The following is a 16,303-nucleotide window of genomic DNA, read 5'->3' on the forward strand; positions in this document are numbered from 1 at the left end:
ACGACTCCTAAACGTTCGTACTTCCGTCACGTGTCATAGTCTCGGGCAATTATTGCAAAGCATAGTGCGTACTTTTATATTACTTGTGGAAATAATACCGGCACGAACAATGTCAGACGAGCATACTCCACGTTTCGCCACCCGGAGCCTGCACGCAGGCCAGGAACCGGACCCGGCGACCGGCGCACGCGCACCACCGATTCACCAGACGACCTCCTACGTGTTCGACGACGCAGACCACGCCGCCCGCCTCTTCGCCTTAGAAGAGGAGGGCAACATCTACTCGCGGCTGATGAACCCGACCGTCTCGATGCTCCAAGAGCGCCTCGCCTCGCTCGAAGGCGGCGTCGGCGCGCTCGCCACGTCCTCGGGGATGGCCGCGTTCGACCTCGCGAACTTCGTCCTCACAGAACAGGGTAAAAACGTCGTCTCGTCGTCGGCCATCTACGGCGGCACGCACACGTATCTCAGCCACTCAGCACCGCGACGAGGCGTCACCACGACGTTCGTCGACCCGCTCGACTACGAGGGCTACGCAGAGGCCATCGACGAGGACACCGCCTACGTCCACGTCGAGACGATTGGCAATCCCGCGCTCGTGACGCCTGACTTCGAGCGGCTTGCCGACATCGCGCACGACAACGACGTGCCCCTGCTCGTGGACAACACGTTCGCGACGCCGTATCTGTGCAACCCGTTCGAGCACGGCGCAGACCTCATCTGGCATTCGACCACGAAGTGGATTACCGGCGCGGGCACGACGATTGGCGGCGCGCTCATCGACTCCGGAAACTTCCCGTGGGAAGACGGCGACTACCCCGAAATCACCGAGGACAACCCGGCGTATCACGGCGTAAACTTCCGCGAGCGATTCGGCGAGGCGGCGTTCACCGTCACCGCGCTCGCCCGCGGGCTTCGTGACCTCGGCAACCCGCAGTCGCCGTTTGACGCGTGGAACGTCCTCCAGAAGCTGGAGACCTTACCGCTGCGCATGGAGCGCCACTGCGAGAACGCGCTCATCGTCGCCGAGTTCCTTGAGGACCACCCCGATGTGTCGTGGGTCACCTACCCCGGCTTAGAAAGCCACGAAACCCACGACAACGCGACGAAGTACCTGAACGGTGGCTACGGCGGCATGCTCACCTTTGGCATAGACGGTGGCTACGACACGGCCAAGAAGATGACCGAATCGACGCAACTCGCAAGCCTGCTCGCAAACGTGGGCGACGCGAAGACGCTCATCATCCACCCGGCGAGTACGACGCACCAACAGCTCACCGAAGAAGAGAAAGAATCGAGCGGCGTCCGCCCCGACCTCGTCCGCCTCTCGGTCGGGCTTGAAGACCCAGCCGACATTCTCGCGGACTTGGACCAGGCAATCGAAGCGGCCTCGAACTAGAGGACGCCGTCTTCTGCGAGCACTTTTTGCAGGCGGTCCATCCGTGCGACGACGATTTGACAGTGCGGTCTGACGGCTGGTTTCGGCAGGTAGCCAATCGACAACCCGGCGACTTTGAGCATCGGAAGGTCGTTCGCGCCGTCGCCAACGGCCACCGTGTCTCGGAGGTCGATGCCGAGGTCTGAGGTTAGCGTTTCGAGCGCCGTGTCTTTCGTACCCTCGATGAGCGGCCCCTCCACCTCGCCGGTGAGCGCGCCGTCTGCGACGAGCAGCCGGTTTGCAACGATGGTATCGACCGAGACGCCTTCGCGGGCGAGTGCCGCTTCGACGCCGCGCTCGAAACCACCAGTCAAGATTGCGACGTGGACGCCCGCTTCGCGCAGGTCGCGGATGAGGTCTGCCGCACCGGGTCGCAGGCGCACCTTGTCGAACGCTTTCTGCGCTTCTTCGTCCGCGAGTCCGGAGAGCAGGTCTGCCCGCGAGCGCAGGCTCTCTGCGTAGCTGAGTTCGTTGTTCATCGCCCGTTCGGTGATGTCCGCCATCTCCGCTGCGACGCCACAGCGCTCACCGAGCAGGACGGTCATCTCCGAATCCGAAAGCGTGCCGTCGAAGTCGAACGCGACAAGTTCCATACGAAATCGCCCGGGTGACGAGACTTGAGCATTGTGTCTTCGGCAGACATCGCCCGTCGCCGAAGGCGTGTGCTACCGCGGCGAGAACGCGGCATTTTCCGCGAATGAAGAAAGCGTTAACCTTCGCGCCCTGTTCTCCCGACACATGAACGTACTCGTCACGGATCCTATCGCTGAGGCCGGGCTTCAGCAACTCCGTGAAGCGGGCCACGAAGTAGAGACGGCGTACGACGTCGAGGGCGATGCACTCCTCGATGCGGTCGCCGATATTCACGCGCTTATCGTCCGGTCTGGAACCGAGGTTTCCGCCGACGTGTTCGAAGCTGCAGACAACCTCATCATCGTTGGTCGCGCCGGGATTGGCGTCGACAACATCGACATCGACGCCGCCACCGACCACGGCGTCATCGTCGCAAACGCGCCGGAGGGTAACGTCCGCGCCGCCGCAGAGCACACCGTCGCCATGGCGTTCGCCGCCGCCCGCAACATCCCCCAAGCCCACATCCGTCTGAAGGCAGGCGAGTGGGCCAAAGGCGACTACCTCGGCACCGAAGTCAACGGCAAGACGCTCGGCATCCTCGGCCTCGGCCGCGTCGGCCAAGAGGTCGCAAAGCGCCTCGGCGCACTCGGCATGGACCTCGTCGCCTACGATCCATACATCTCAGAAGAGCGCGCCGCCCAGATTGGCGCGGAACTCGTGAAGCTAGACGACTGCCTCTCACAGGCTGACTTCCTCACCATCCACACGCCGCTCACGCCCGAGACGGCGAACCTGATTGGCGAAGAAGAACTCGCCCAACTCGAAGGCGGCTACGTCGTCAACTGCGCCCGCGGGGGCATCGTGGACGAAGCCGCGCTCGCCGCCGCCTGCGAAGACGGCGTCCTCAAAGGCGCGGCCATCGACGTGTTCGCAGACGAGCCAATCTCGCCGGACAACCCGCTGCTATCGGTCGATAGCGTCGTCGTGACGCCACACCTCGGCGCGAGCACGGAAGCCGCCCAAGAGAGCGTTTCAACGAGCATCGCAGACCAGATTATCGCCGCCTTCGCAGAGGAGCCGGTCATGAACGCGCTCAACGCGCCGTCGATGGACGCGAGCGCCTTCCCACGCGTCAAGCCGTACATCGAACTCGCAGACACCGCAGGCAAGGTCGCCGCCCAACTCTACGGCGACCGCATCGGCAAGGTCGAAATCACCTATGCGGGCGACATCGCCGCAGAAGACATAGACCTCGTCACCGCGAGCGCGCTCAAGGGCGTGTTCGAGCCGCTCGAATGGCAGGTCAACGCCGTCAACGCCCCGCGCATCGCAGAGGAGCGCGGCATCGACGTGGTCGAATCGAAGTCCCACCAGGCAGAGGACTTCCAGAGCCTCATCACCGTCACCGTCGGGAACACGGAAGGCGACGAACTCAGCGTCTCGGGCACGCTGTTTGCGGGCAACGACCCGCGCATCGTCCGTATCGACGGCTACCGCGTGGACGCCATCCCGCACGGCCAGATGCTCGTCGCCCGCAACTACGACGCACCCGGCGTCATCGGTTTCATCGGGACGGTGCTCGGCAACGCAGAAATCAACATCGCGGGGATGTTCAACGCCCGCGAAACCATCGGCGGGGAAGCACTCTCGGTGTACAACCTGGACGACGAACTCACGCCAGAGGACAAGGCAACCATCGAGAACGATGAGCGTATCATCGAGATTCGCACGATTACGCTCGACGACTAAAAAGACGCAGACGCTGTTTTACCCACCCCGTCGGGGGTTTGGGGCGGTGTGGTGTTATCGGGTCAGGAACGACTGAACGCGGTCTTTCGCGCTCTGGTCTGTTCCGTGGGAGTCCGAGTTCTTGTTTTCTGGGTGCCTCGTGCGTGTTTCGAGAATCTGTTCGTACTGGTCTACGATTGCCTCGGTGCGCTGTTCTGCCGCCTTGAGTTCTGCTTCGAGGCTTGCGATGTGACCTTTGAGTGCGGCGATTCTCGTCTGATACAGTGCGCGTTGGTTGGAAGAGAGGTCACCATCCACCCCACGCGGATTGTCGAGCCTACTTCGTTGGGACATGAGTCAGGGAATTTAGAGTATGACACACACCCACATGAATGTCAGTCAGACGAGTGTGAGACAAGAGGCACACGTCTGTCTCACACACCCGCGCCGGTGCTCGATTTAGCCCTGTAGGTGGTCGAGAACGCCTTCTGTCGTGCCGGGAACTGGCTCAGGGTCGCGGCCCGCAGCCGCCGCGGCGTCCGGGTCTTTGAGCAGGTGACCCGTCGTGAGACAGACCACGCGTTCGTCGGCCGAGACGACGCCCTGTGCGCGGAGTTTGCGCAGGCCCGCCACAGAGGCGGCGCTCGCGGGTTCGACGCCCACGCCTTCTTCGGCGAGCGACCGCTGGGCGTCGGTGATCTCCTCGTCGGAGACGGCGATGGCCGTCCCGCCCGTCGCGCGAATGCCCGGCAGGGCTTTCGGCGCGTTCACCGGGTTCCCGATGCGGATGGCCGTCGCCTTCGTCTCGACTTCATCCCAGCGCGTGACTTCGTCCGCGCCGTTCTCGATGGCTTCGACCATCGGCGCTGCGCCTGCTGCCTGCACGCCAGTTAATTTCGGTACTTCGTCTTCGGCCAACTCGCCAGATGCAACGAGTTCGCGGAACGCCTTGTAGAGCGCTGCGGTGTTCCCGGCGTTGCCGACGGGGAGGACGATGCGGTCGGGGAACGCGCCGGTTTCGTCGCGCACTGATTCGAGGATTTCTAAGCCAATCGTCTTCTGGCCTTCGAGGCGGAACGGATTCAGCGAGTTGAGCAGGTACGCCTCCCCGCGGTCTGCGAGGTCGGAGACGATGTCGAGGCAGGTGTCGAAGTTGCCGTCGACTTCCAGAATCCGCGCGCCGTGGAGGCTGGCTTGGGCGACCTTTCCGGCGGCGACTTTGCCTGCCGGAAGCAAGACGAGCGTTTCGAGGCCCGACCGGGTGCCGTAGGCGGCGAGTGCGGCGGAGGTGTTCCCCGTGCTCGCACACGCGAGGCGGTCGACGCCGAGGACGCGAGCGACCTGCACGCCAACGGTCATGCCGCGGTCTTTGAAACTCCCCGTCGGGTTCATGCCTTCGTGTTTGACGCGGAGGTACTCGACGCCAACCTCGTCCTCGATTTCGGGGACCGGGTACAGTGGCGTGTTGCCCTCTTGGAGCGTGACGCCCATCTCGACGGGCATGGTCTCCCGGTAGCGCCAGACGCCGCTCCCCGAGAAGTCGTCGAAGGTGGGATAGGAGTCGTAGCGTGCTTCGAGTAGGCCGTCGCACTCGGGACAGGTGTAGAGGATGTCGTCGAACGGTGCGAGGGCTTCGCCACACTCGATACACGCGAGCCAAACGCCGTCGTCGGCTACGTCGGGAACCTCGGAGTTCGGTTCCAACTGGAGATTCGTCATTGTCCGCGCCAAAGCACTGGGCGTGCAAAAAGGAGGCGATTAGTGTAAGATTCGGGCAGGCTCTCTCGAATGAAAATTGTTAATTCACCGACACTATGTGATTCTCACATGAGCTCTCCACTCGAAAATCCGGCTCTCCGGTACGGTATTGGTCTCAGCAGCGCGGTGGCAATCGCACTTGTCGCGTTCTTGTTTCTCCACGGAACGGTTCAGTTGGTCGCGTACGGAATGGCGGTTCTCGAAGCCGTCGCAGTCCCGCAGTTCCTGAAGCTGAGCGCAACCCAGTGACTGTTGGACGGTCCGTCTACGCCTGTGTCTCCTCACCGAACTCGTCGATACGGTTGTGGACGTAGGCGGCCCACTCATCGAGCGTCTCGTGCATGAGTTCGCGGGCTTCGGGCAGGTCGGTTGCGGTGTACTGATAGACGTGGCCGCCGCCATCAAGCAGGCGGCGTTCGCGCATTGCAAGGCCTTTGTCGAGCAGCGTGGCGAGCGAGCGGTTCACGTTGCTCCGGTCGCGCTCCATTTTGTCTGCGAGCTCGGCGACGGTGCTGCCGGGGTTTTCCAGCAACATGAGATATGTGCGACTCTCGTGGGTCTGGATGCCGAATACGCACGTCATCACGCCCTCGAAGCCCGGCTCACCGCCGACCATCAAATCACGAAACCGTTGGGGGTCTGGTTCGGCCGATACCATGGCTGGGATATGTCTGGGTCGTGAATAAATCCCGGCGTTACCGGCACCTCACTGCGATTCTGACGCGTCGCTGGTGTAGCCGTGTTTTAGAATGCAGGTTCGCATCTCGGCTTCGGTCGTGTGTTTGTGCAGGCGCGTCGGCGTGTCGCAGTAGAAGATGTTGCCGTCGTACCGGAGGGTGATTTGCTTCGGCGTGCCGAACAGCGAGGTTTTCACCACGACGCGCTGGCCGTCGCGGATTGCCGCGAGAATCTCGTCTGCGGTCAGTTCGCCTGCATCGACGACGAGGGGTGACGCCATTGGCAGAAAAGACGCGACCGGGTCATATCAGTCACTCGGCGTCCGCGAGGAACGTGAGCAGTGCCTTCTGGGCGTGCATCCGGTTTTCGGCCTGCTGCCAGACAATCGACCGGTCGGATTCGATTACCGCGTCGGTAATCTCCTCGCCCCGGTGGGCAGGGAGACAGTGCATGACGAGCGTGTCGTCGTCGAGGAACGTCTCGTTGAGCTGGAAGCCGTCGAACGCTTCGAGCTTCATCGCACGCTGGTTCTCTTGGCCCATGCTCACCCAGACGTCGGTGTACACCACGTCCGCACCCGCGACGGCGTCGTCCGGGTCGTTTGTGGTTTCGGGGGCCTGTCCGAGGCCCGCTGCGGTGCCAATCACCGCTTCGGCTATCTCGTAGCCCTCGGGGGTGGCAACGGTCACGTCAAGGCCGACCATCGCCGCGCCCAAAACAAAGGACTGGGCGACGTTGTTGCCGTCACCGACCCACGCGACGGAGACATCTTCGAAGCCGTCGAAGCGCTCTTTGATGGTAAGCAAATCCGCGAGCGTCTGGCACGGGTGGGCGTCGTCGGTGAGACCGTTTACGACCGGCACGTCTGCGTACTCGGCCAGTTCCACGAGGTCTGCGTGCTCGAACACACGCGCCATGAGGAAATCGACGTAGCGCGACACCGCCCGCGAGGTGTCCTTGAGCGGTTCGCCGCGGCTCAACTGGATGTCCTCGGGGCCGAGGAAGATGGCGTGGCCGCCAAGTTGAGTCATGCCCGTCTCGAAGGAGATGCGGGTTCGCGTACTCGGTTTCTCAAACAGCATCCCGAGCGTTTGGTTCTCCAGATGCTCGTGGGCGTCTCCGGCTTCGACGGCGGCTTTCAGGTCAGCCGCGGTGTCGAGGACGGTGTCCAGTTCGGCAGTCGAAAGGTCGTCGATATCGAGGAAGTGACGGGTCATGATTTGAGTTTTTTACAGACAGCTTCGAGCACCGACACCGCGCGGTCGTATTCGGCGAGCGGCAGGTGTTCGTTCGGTGCGTGGTCTAAGTCCGAGTCGCCGGGACCGTAGGTCACCATCGGGCAGTCCCACTCCCCGGCGAAGATGTTCATGTCGCTCGTGCCGGTTTTCCGGAGCAAGCGTGGCTGTCCACCTTCGGCGCGAATCGCCACACGAAAGGCACGGGCGACTTCGGTGCGCGGACTCATCATCACGGGCGGGATGTGGCGACGCCACGTTATTGTGCCCGTGTGCAGGTGAGTTTCCGCAATCTCGCGGATGTCGTCTGCGGTGAGACTTGGCGGGATGCGAAACTGGATGGTTGCCGTGGCTTCGACGGCGAGGCCGTCTTCGGACGTGCCGCCGTGGAAGTCGGTCGGCTTTGCCGTCACCTGCTCGAAGACGGGCGTGTCGTCGGGTACTGAAAACTCCTCTGCGACGGCGCTCCACCACGCGATGGCGTCTTGCAGCGCGTTGTTCTCCGGCCGCGAGGTGTGCCCGGACTCGCTCGTGGCGATGTACGTCCCGGGCAGGAAGCCCCGATAGCCGAGCGTGATGCCGTTCCAGCCGCTCGGCTCGCCGTTGATGACCGCATCGGGGACCGTTTCGCGCGTTTCGACGAGGTGGCGTGCGCCGAGCGAATCGGTCTCCTCGCGCACCACGCCGACGAAGCTCACGCCGGTCGAGACGGCCGCGGCGGCCATCGACGCGAGCGGCCCCGTCGCGTCCACGCTCCCCCGGCCCCAGAGCGCGTCGCCCGAGCCGTCTTCGGCGGGGGCGATTTCGACGGGAATCTCGCCGGGGACGGTGTCGATGTGCGAGGTGAGCAACACGCTGTCGTCTGCGGGTGCGCGGACGTTGCCAACCTCGTCTATCCACACCTCGCGGTCGTGTTCTTCGAAGTAGGCAGCAAGGCGCTCTGCGGCGGCGGCTTCGTCGCCGCTCACCGAGGGAATCGAAACGAGATCTGAAAGGATGGTTTGCGCGTCGGTCATTGCAGTATCTCTGCGAGGGCGTCTACGACCGTGTCGGCGTGTTCCTCCTCAATGATGAGCGGCGGGAGGAACCGCACGACAGTCCGCCCTGCGGGGAGGGCGAGAATCTGGTGGTCGAGCGCGAGGTCGCGGAGCATGCGGTTCGCGCCGCGTTTGACCTCAACGCCAATCATCAGGCCTTCGCCGCGGATGTCGCGGACGGTGTCGCCGACCTTTTTCTCTAACTCGCTCGTGAGGTACTCGCCCATCTCGGCTGCGTGGGCGGGAATCTCCTCGTCTACGAGCGTCGAGAGCGTGGCGTTTGCCGCCGCGCAGATGACCGGGCCGCCGCTGAACGTCGAACCGTGTGGCCCGGCGTCTGCGGCAATCCAGTCTGCGACGAGCGTCGCGCCGACCGGGAGGCCGTTTGCGAGGCCCTTCGCGCTCGTGAGGATGTCGGGGGTGACGCCCGACTGCTCGCACGCCCAGAGCGTGCCCGTCCGGCCGAGGCCGGTCTGAATCTCGTCGAAGACGAGCGCCGCACCCGTCTCGTCGGTGAAATCACGGGCCGCCTGCAGGTAGCCCTCGGGGGCGGGATTGATGCCGCCTTCGCCCTGAATCGGTTCGAGGAAGACGGCCGCCGTGTCGTCGTCCACGGCTTCGTCCAGTGCGTCTTCGTCTCCGTAGGGGACGAACTCCACGTCGTCTACGAGCGGCTCGAAGGGGGCTTTGTACTTCTTCTTCCACGTCGCAGACAACGCGCCTGCGGTGCGGCCGTGGAACCCGCGGGTGGCCGCGATGATTTTCGTGTTGTCGGTCGCACTCCGGGCGAACTTGATGGCCGCCTCGTTGGCTTCCGTGCCCGAGTTGCAGAGCCAGACGTTCGAAATGTCGCCCGGTGCGAGGTCAGCGAGTCGCTCGTACAACTCGTCGCGGGCAGAAACGGGGTACGATGCCTGCACGTAGGTCAGCGTCTCGGCTTGGTGCTGGACGGCTTCCGTGACCGTCGGGTGGCAGTGGCCGAGTGGCGTGCAAGCGTAGCTTGCGCCAAAGTCGAGGTAGTCAGTGCCGCCGTCGTCGGTGACGGTGACGCCGCTGCCTGAGTCGATACGAATCGGTTTTTCTGAAAAGACAAAGCCGCTCATGACTGGAGTGCGCCGGGGGTGATGTGGGTACCGCCGCCGTTTACGGCCGCGGTGAGTGGTGCCTCTGCGTTCGCGTCTGCGACGACGACTTCGCTCGCGCCGCCTTCGAGTGCCTCAGTCGCGGCCATGACCTTCTTCGTCATGAACCCCTCTGCGGCGTCTTCGATGACGGCGAACTCTTCGGGCGTCGTCGCCTGCGAGATGAGTGTCGATGCGTCGTCCGGGTCTTCGAGGATGCCCGGTACGTCCGTGAGGACGACGAGCGTCGCGCCGAGTGCGCCCGCAATCGCCGCGGCCGCCCGGTCTGCATCCGCGTTGACGGGAACCCCGTCATCCGCGAGCATCGGAACCGTCGCAACGGGCGTGTAGCCTGCTGCGAGCAGGGTTTCGAGCAGGTCCGCGTTGACCGCGGTAATCTTCCCGGAGTGGTCGCCGCGGCGAATCTTCTTCTTGCCGTCTTCTACGACGCGCACGGCCGACTTCCGAGGTCCAGTGAGGAGTTTCCCATCGACGCCGGAGAGGCCGACCGCGTTGACGCCCGCGTTCTGTAAGAGCGTCGTGAGGTCGGTGTTCAGCAGGCCGGGCATGACCATCTTGAACACCTCGATGGTGGTTTCGTCGGTAAACCGCCCGACGACGCCGCCGGGGGTTTCGACGTACTCGGGTTCCTCACCAAGGCGCTCTAAGGTGTCATCGACGGCGGTCGAGCCACCGTGGACGACGACGACCTGTTCGCCCTGCTTGATGAGGTCCGCAATATCCGCAACCGCACCCTCGGGGTTGACCGCGCGTGCGCCGCCTATCTTCACAACTACCGTCATCTACGGTGCCCCCACGGGGTGCAGGCCGAGGAAGTCTAAGCCCGCAGTTTCCTCTAAGCCAAGGGCGATGTTGGCCGCGTGAATCGCCTGTCCGGCCGAGCCTTTCATCATGTTGTCGATGGCCGAAAACACGACGAGGCGCTTGTTGCGTGGGTCGAGTTCGAAGCCGACTTCCGCGAAGTTCGTTCCGGCCACGGCTTTGGGTTCGGGGTAGCGATAGACGCCACCGCCGCCAGCGGCCATCCGGACGAACGGTTCGTCCTCGTAGCTGCCCCGGTAGGCTTTCCAGAGGTCGCCTTTCGTGACGCGCTCGTTCGGGAAGACGTGGCAGGTGGCCGATGCGCCGCGAATCATGTCCACGGCGTGGACGGTAAACGAAACGCGAAGGCCGAGTTCCTGTTCGATTTCCGCCTCGTGGCGGTGGGTGATAGGCGCGTACGGGCGGACGATACCCGAGCGCTCTGCGTGCGAGGAGGCTTTCCCACCGCTCGCACCGCCCTCTGAGGAGCCGACTTTCACGTCAACGACGACCTGTTCGTCGCCGCCGAGGATGCCCGCTTCGAACAGCGGGTAGAGGCCCATAATCGTCGCTGTGGCGTTACAGCCACCCGCGGCGATGAGGTCCGCGCCGGGGAGATCCTCACGGTGGAGTTCGGGCAGTGCGTACACCGATTTTTCCAGTAGCTCGGGACGCTCGTGGCCGTCGTACCACTGGTCGTACTGGTCTGTGGTCTTGAGGCGGAAATCCGCGCTCAGGTCAACGACCGTGTCCGCGGCCTCCTGAAAGCCGTCGATGTGCTGCATCGAGACGCCGTGGGGCGTCGCGGCGAACAGGATATCCACGCTTTCGAGGTCGTCAGGTGCAGAAAACCGGAGGTCGGTGCCCCGAAGGTTCGGGTGGACAGACCCCACGGACTTGTTCGCGTATTGGCGGCTCGTTGCCTGGGCCACCTCGAAATCGGGGTGGCCGGTCAGCAGGCGAAGGAGTTCGCCGCCGGTAAAGCCGGAGCCGCCGACGACGGCGGCTGAGAGTTGCTCGCTCATCAGGCAGGAACCTCGACCTTGACCTTGGATTCGAGCCAGTCGACGACCTTCGCGGGCACGTCCACGTCAGTCGCGTCGGTGAGCGCCTTGAACTCGACGGTGTGGTTGACCTCGTGGACGGTGTAGCCATCACCGGTCTCCATGAGGTCGATTCCCAACAATCCGCCGCCGACGGCGTCACTCGCCTTCTTGACGAGTTCGAGTGCCTCGTCGTCGAGTTCGAACGCTTCGGTTGTCGCACCCTTCGCGGCGTTGGTCAGCCAGTGGTCGGAGCTACGAACCATCGCGGCGACGGGTTCGCCGTCGGTTGCGAGCACGCGGATGTCGCGGCCGGGCTTGTCCACGAACTCCTGGATGTAGAACACCTTGTGCTCGTAGTGGCCAAGCGTTGCCTTGTGTTCTAAGATGGCTTCGGCTGCGTCACGCGAGTCGAGTTTGGCCATCAGGCGGCCCCACGACCCGACGACGGGTTTGAGGACGCAAGGGTAGCCGAACTTCTCGATGGACTCCATCGCGCTCTCTTTGGTGAACGCTACGTCCGTCGCGGGCGTTGGGACGCCCGCCTGTGCGAGCGCGAGGCTGTTTTTCGCCTTGTCGGCGCACACCTCGGCGGTCTCCGGGCTGTTTATGACCGGGATGCCGTAGGCAGCGACGTACTGGGTTGCGTACTTGCTCCGGCTCGTGGCGAGACAGCGGTCTAAGACGATATCGACGTCGTCGAAGATTTCAGGTGGTTCGGTCAGGCCGAACTGCACCTTGCGGACGTCGATTTTCGTGACCTCGTGGCCGCGCTCGCGGAGTTCTGCGAGCAGGAGTTTCTCGTCTTTGCGGATGCGCGAGTAGAGGATGCCAACGTTCATGCGAGCCACCTCGTCGTGGTGTGGGCGTTCGTGACTTGCAATTTACTCCCCCCAGTCCTCTTCCAGCTCAGGGGCCTTCTCGAGGACCGGCGGGTTGACGTCCACTACTTCGAGTTCAGCGCCACAGGTTGTGCAATCTACGATTTCGCCAATTTCTAAGTCGTCGTGAAGCGCCACATCGGCTCCACATTCGACACATTCTGCCATGGTGATTGCTCCTCCGACACGCACCCCTATAAACCCATCGAACTTGTCAGACTAAAACAATAAACAGACTACCGTCTAACCGCACCGAGATGGCAATTTTCGCACGTTCTGAATTCGCATTATCAAATTCCAGATGTATTATTCGTCCCTCGAAGGGACGGCGGTCGTTCACACATACTGATTCACCTCGTCGTGGAGTTCGGCGCGGGTCGTCGTGAGGTTGTCACGGTGGAACGCCACGCACTCCTGGTCTGCTTCGCGAGCCTCGGTCGCCGCCGCGAGATGGGCCGCCACCGCCTCAGCGGCGGGGCCACCCTGCGAGTCGCGGCTCTCGACGCTCTGAGCGGGGTCAAGCGCCGCCTCGACGGCCTCCTGTGAGACGTAGTCTGAAAGGGGCGCACCGAGTAGCTCCTCCGCGGCCGCCGCAATCGTCTCGTATTCCTGACCTTCCGCTGCCGCCGTCGCCACGACTTCGTGGGCCGTGCGGAACGGAATCCCGGACATCGCAAGCAGGTCTGCGACGCCGGTCGCCGTCGAGAAGCCAGCCCCCGCCTCCGTGGCGAGGGTGTCCTCCTGCCAATCGGCCGTCGCCACCGCGCCCGCCGCGACGGCCGTCGCTTCGGTCACGGCATCTGCGGCCGCCCACGCGTGGGGTGTCGCGTTCTGTAAGTCGCGGTTGTACGCGCGGGGCAGCCCCTTCAGCGTCGTGAGCAGGCCGTTCAGGCCCGCGCTCGCGTTGCCCGCCGTCGAGCGCACGAGTTCGAGCGTGTCGGGGTTCTTCTTCTGGGGCATAATCGAGGAGGTCGATGAGTAGTCATCGGACAGCTCGACGTAGCCCTTGTTCGCGAACACGATGATGTCTTCAGCGAGGCCAGACAGCGTCGTCGCGAGCGTTGCGAGCGCGCTTACCCCTTCGAGGAGGAAGTCGCGCGCCGAACTCGCGTCCATCGAGTTTTCGAGGACGCCGTCGAAGCCGAGCAACTCGGCGGTGCGCTCGCGGTCGATGTCGAACGGCGTGCCCGCAAAGGCCGCCCCGCCAAGGGGCGACTGATTCACGCGCGCATAGGCGTCCATGAGACGCGCCGTATCCCGAGAAAGCGCCTGCTCGTAGCTGAGCAGGTAGTGGCCAACCGTCGTCGGTTGGGCGGGCTGGAGGTGGGTGAAACCGGGCATCAGCGTGTCTGCGTGTTCTGCGGCCACCTCACAGAGCACCTCGCGCAGCGCGAGGGTCGCCTCTGCGGCGTCGAGGAGGTCCTCGCGGAAGCGGTGGCGGATGCACGCCGCGACCTCGTCGTTGCGGCTGCGGGCGGTGTGCATCTTCCCACCGACGGGGCCAATCTGGCCGATGACCGCCGTCTCGATGGCGGCGTGGATGTCCTCGCCGTCGGGGAGCGCCGAAAAGCCCTCCACCTCAACGACGTTGAGCGCTTGGAGAATCTGGCCCGCCTCGTCCTCGCTGATGATGCCCTGCTCTGCGAGCATCAGGACGTGGGCGCGGTCTACCTCTAAGTCCGCGGTGAAAATCCGGGTGTCCGCATCCATCGAGGAGAGGAATCCGCGGGCGGGGCCGCCGCTAAAGCGTTCCCGGCGAACCACGTCGCCATCTGCGGATTCCTCCCCCATTTCACTGGTCCTCGCCGCCGTCTGCCATCGGCGTTGGCGCTTCCTGTTTTGCGCCTTTGAGAATCGAGTTCGCAAGGCGCGACTGGAAGCCGTGGTACTTCGCCACGCCGGTCGCGTCTGCCTGCGTGATGCCGTCGACCGTCTCCGTGTTGAACGAGGCGGCCGATTCTGAGTACACCGCGAAATCGCTCTCGCGGGCGACGACGCGGGCCTGTCCGCCCTGGAACTTCACGGTGACCGTACCCGTGACGCGCTCTTGGGTCGTGTTGATGAACCCTTCGAGCGCCGTGACGAGCGGGGCGTTGATGAGGCCCTCGTAGGCTTTTTCAGCCCACTGGTTGTCGATTTGTTTCTTGAACGAGCGCTCCTCTTTGGTGAGGACGAGCTGTTCTAAGCCCTCGTGGGCGTTCAGGAGCACTGTCGCGGCGGGGTGCTCGTAGTTCTCGCGCACTTTGAGCCCGAGCATGCGGTCTTCCATCAGGTCGGTGCGGCCAATGCCGTATTTGCCTGCGAACTCGTTCAGGTACTCGATGAGCGAGACGGCGTCCAGCTGCTCGCCGTCTACGGCGACCGGGTAGCCGTTCTCGAACGTAATCTCGACGAGTTCGGTCTCGCCGGTCGGGGCCGTCGTCCACTCGTAGATGTCCTCGCCGGGGATGAACGAGGGGTCTTCTAAGTCGTCGCCTTCGACCGAGCGACTCCAGAGGTTCGTGTCGATACTCCACGCGCCCTCGTTGCCGCTCTCTACGGGGAGGTTCTTCTCTGCTGCGTACTCGATTTCCCACTCGCGGGTGAGGCCGAGTTCGCGCACGGGAGCGATGACTTCTAAGTCAGATTCGCGCCAGACGGCCTCGAAGCGCAGTTGGTCGTTGCCCTTGCCCGTACAGCCGTGGGCGATGCCGGTACAGCCGACCTCTTTTGCCTTTTCGAGGATGGCTTCGGCGATGATTGGGCGGGCGAGTGCGGTGCCAAGTGGGTAGCCTTGGTAGTCTGCGTTCGCTTTGACGGCGTCAAGACAGAGGTTTGCGAACTCGGCTTTCGCGTCGATGACGTAGTGTTCTAAGTCGAGCGCGTCTGCGGTCTCTTCTGCTTCGTCGAACTCAGCTTCCGGTTGGCCAACGTCGACGGTGATGCCGACGACTTCGTCGTAGCCGTATTCTTCTTTGAGCAGTGGGACGCAAACGGTCGTGTCGAGCCCGCCGGAGAAGGCGAGGGCGATTTTTGTGGATTCTGTGGTCATTGGGTGTGTGCTGTGGGATGGGTTGTCGGATGTGACACTCAGAACACGTAGTTGTACGTTCTGAGGAAGTGAGGCGAACCGGACGTTGAAGAATTGGTATTAAGGGCCTAGAGGCCCGGTCGCGGTCGCACGCTGACGATAACGGACGCCGTGCTCACCGAGAGGGGCGAGCCAACGACGGCAGTCCGTGACATGTGTTGAAATCATGAGAGAGAGGAGTACAAAAGTGTTGCGCATTTTCGGGCGGAAATCGCCTGCCGTGCGTGAGAATGTGTACCTCAGACGAGCGTCTTCGGGCGCGTCGAGAGGTAGTCAAACACCGCGCCGAGGGTGAAGCCGTAGGCGAAGTGGGCCAACAGCGTCACGACGAGGTAGAGGGCGAGCGCGAGTCCGCCCACGCCCGGATAGAACGCGGGCGCAAAGCCGGTCCACAGCACGAAGCCAAAGGAGACGCCCTTTATCGCGTATTTCTCACCCGGGAGGTACGCTCCGAGCGAGGCGAGCAACAGCGGCCAGATTATCATGCCGCCAAGCAGGAAGATGGCGTAGCCAACCGCCGTGGGGTTCGCCGGATAGAGCGCATCGAGGCCGAGCAACGTCGCAAACGAGGCGAACTCGCTCACGTCGAAGACGCTCAGCGACGCGCCAACGAGCAGTCCAATCGTCATCGCCGCCGTGCCGACCAGCCCGCCTACCGCGCCGACGAACCCGTCGGTGATGACGCCGGTCAAATGGTCAAAATCCGGGTCTGCCACGTCGTCTGACATCTCCGCTAAATATTGCGCATCATTTTCGGCCATGTCAATAGTTACCATTACTACCGGCAAAAACGTTCCCTCTCTTGCTGCCACGTAGACAGTTTTTATTTCTTATGTATTTGGGCGGATAGGGTGTGTTTTGTGGGCATTAATCGGTCTGAAATCCGTGAATTCCCGAAATCACTAAATGTGCGAATATA

The 16,303-nt window shown here is 63.2% G+C and carries 18 protein-coding genes; 3 read left to right on the top strand and 15 right to left on the bottom strand.

What is annotated here, in order from left to right:
• The first annotated feature begins 109 nt into the window (after positions 1-109).
• Complete coding sequence (locus tag V5N13_RS08915; protein WP_336360483.1) at positions 110-1,399, top strand: O-acetylhomoserine aminocarboxypropyltransferase/cysteine synthase family protein; 1,290 nt, start codon at positions 110-112, stop codon at positions 1,397-1,399.
• Here the strand turns inward: V5N13_RS08915 and serB are convergent.
• Positions 1,396-2,031: a phosphoserine phosphatase SerB gene (gene serB, locus V5N13_RS08920; protein ID WP_336360484.1), complete on the bottom strand. Its 636-nt coding sequence runs from the start codon at positions 2,029-2,031 to the stop codon at positions 1,396-1,398. The two genes, V5N13_RS08915 and serB, sit on opposite strands and share 4 nt — an antisense overlap.
• A gap of 145 nt (positions 2,032-2,176) precedes the next feature.
• Between serB and serA the strand changes: the two genes are divergently transcribed.
• On the top strand, positions 2,177-3,760 hold the full coding sequence (serA, locus tag V5N13_RS08925; protein WP_336360485.1) for a phosphoglycerate dehydrogenase: 1,584 nt from the start codon (positions 2,177-2,179) through the stop codon (positions 3,758-3,760).
• 54 nt (positions 3,761-3,814) lie between these two features.
• On the opposite strand, the gene V5N13_RS08930 is transcribed toward serA, so the two are convergent.
• Positions 3,815-4,093: a hypothetical protein gene (locus V5N13_RS08930; protein WP_336360486.1), complete on the bottom strand. Its 279-nt coding sequence runs from the start codon at positions 4,091-4,093 to the stop codon at positions 3,815-3,817.
• A 105-nt stretch (positions 4,094-4,198) separates the two neighbouring features.
• Complete coding sequence (gene thrC, locus V5N13_RS08935) at positions 4,199-5,458, bottom strand: threonine synthase (protein WP_336360487.1); 1,260 nt, start codon at positions 5,456-5,458, stop codon at positions 4,199-4,201.
• Positions 5,459-5,566: 108 nt separating this feature from the next.
• Here thrC and V5N13_RS08940 point away from each other — a divergent pair, with 108 nt between their 5' ends.
• On the top strand, positions 5,567-5,746 hold the full coding sequence (locus tag V5N13_RS08940) for a hypothetical protein (RefSeq protein ID WP_332897563.1): 180 nt from the start codon (positions 5,567-5,569) through the stop codon (positions 5,744-5,746).
• 16 nt (positions 5,747-5,762) lie between these two features.
• On the opposite strand, the gene V5N13_RS08945 is transcribed toward V5N13_RS08940, so the two are convergent.
• From V5N13_RS08945 to V5N13_RS09000, 12 genes are all read right to left on the bottom strand, one after another.
• Positions 5,763-6,155, bottom strand: coding sequence for a helix-turn-helix domain-containing protein (locus V5N13_RS08945; protein ID WP_336360488.1), 393 nt, complete (start codon positions 6,153-6,155; stop codon positions 5,763-5,765).
• Positions 6,156-6,203: 48 nt separating this feature from the next.
• Positions 6,204-6,455 carry a hypothetical protein gene (locus V5N13_RS08950; protein ID WP_332897565.1) on the bottom strand — a complete coding sequence of 84 codons (252 nt, stop codon included), beginning with the start codon at positions 6,453-6,455 and terminating at the stop codon, positions 6,204-6,206.
• 31 nt (positions 6,456-6,486) lie between these two features.
• The gene (argF, locus tag V5N13_RS08955) at positions 6,487-7,392 is read right to left on the bottom strand and encodes an ornithine carbamoyltransferase (RefSeq protein ID WP_336360489.1); all 906 of its coding nucleotides are present in this window, start codon (positions 7,390-7,392) and stop codon (positions 6,487-6,489) included.
• On the bottom strand, positions 7,389-8,426 hold the full coding sequence (locus tag V5N13_RS08960) for a [LysW]-lysine hydrolase (RefSeq protein ID WP_336360490.1): 1,038 nt from the start codon (positions 8,424-8,426) through the stop codon (positions 7,389-7,391). Before V5N13_RS08960 ends, argF begins: the two co-directional genes overlap by 4 nt.
• Positions 8,423-9,550: an aspartate aminotransferase family protein gene (locus V5N13_RS08965; RefSeq protein ID WP_332897568.1), complete on the bottom strand. Its 1,128-nt coding sequence runs from the start codon at positions 9,548-9,550 to the stop codon at positions 8,423-8,425. Before V5N13_RS08965 ends, V5N13_RS08960 begins: the two co-directional genes overlap by 4 nt.
• A complete protein-coding gene (locus tag V5N13_RS08970) occupies positions 9,547-10,371 on the bottom strand; it encodes an acetylglutamate/acetylaminoadipate kinase (protein ID WP_336360491.1) in 825 nt (274 codons plus the stop codon). The genes V5N13_RS08965 and V5N13_RS08970 overlap by 4 nt, the downstream gene beginning before the upstream one ends.
• Positions 10,372-11,415, bottom strand: a complete 1,044-nt coding sequence (argC, locus tag V5N13_RS08975; protein WP_336360492.1) for an N-acetyl-gamma-glutamyl-phosphate reductase — start codon at positions 11,413-11,415, stop codon at positions 10,372-10,374.
• A complete protein-coding gene (gene lysX / locus V5N13_RS08980) occupies positions 11,415-12,275 on the bottom strand; it encodes a lysine biosynthesis protein LysX (RefSeq protein WP_336360493.1) in 861 nt (286 codons plus the stop codon). Before lysX ends, argC begins: the two co-directional genes overlap by 1 nt.
• Before the next feature lie 42 nt (positions 12,276-12,317).
• Complete coding sequence (gene lysW / locus V5N13_RS08985) at positions 12,318-12,482, bottom strand: lysine biosynthesis protein LysW (RefSeq protein ID WP_332897572.1); 165 nt, start codon at positions 12,480-12,482, stop codon at positions 12,318-12,320.
• Positions 12,483-12,650: 168 nt separating this feature from the next.
• Complete coding sequence (argH, locus tag V5N13_RS08990; protein WP_336360494.1) at positions 12,651-14,105, bottom strand: argininosuccinate lyase; 1,455 nt, start codon at positions 14,103-14,105, stop codon at positions 12,651-12,653.
• A gap of 1 nt (position 14,106) precedes the next feature.
• The gene (locus tag V5N13_RS08995) at positions 14,107-15,345 is read right to left on the bottom strand and encodes an argininosuccinate synthase (RefSeq protein ID WP_336360495.1); all 1,239 of its coding nucleotides are present in this window, start codon (positions 15,343-15,345) and stop codon (positions 14,107-14,109) included.
• A gap of 278 nt (positions 15,346-15,623) precedes the next feature.
• Positions 15,624-16,145 (bottom strand): DUF6789 family protein, encoded by a 522-nt coding sequence (locus V5N13_RS09000; protein ID WP_336360496.1) that lies wholly within the window; start codon positions 16,143-16,145, stop codon positions 15,624-15,626.
• Positions 16,146-16,303 lie beyond the last annotated feature (158 nt).

Source organism: Haladaptatus sp. ZSTT2 (assembly GCF_037081775.1).
In the GTDB taxonomy this organism is placed as follows: Archaea; Halobacteriota; Halobacteria; order Halobacteriales; family Halococcaceae; genus QDMS2.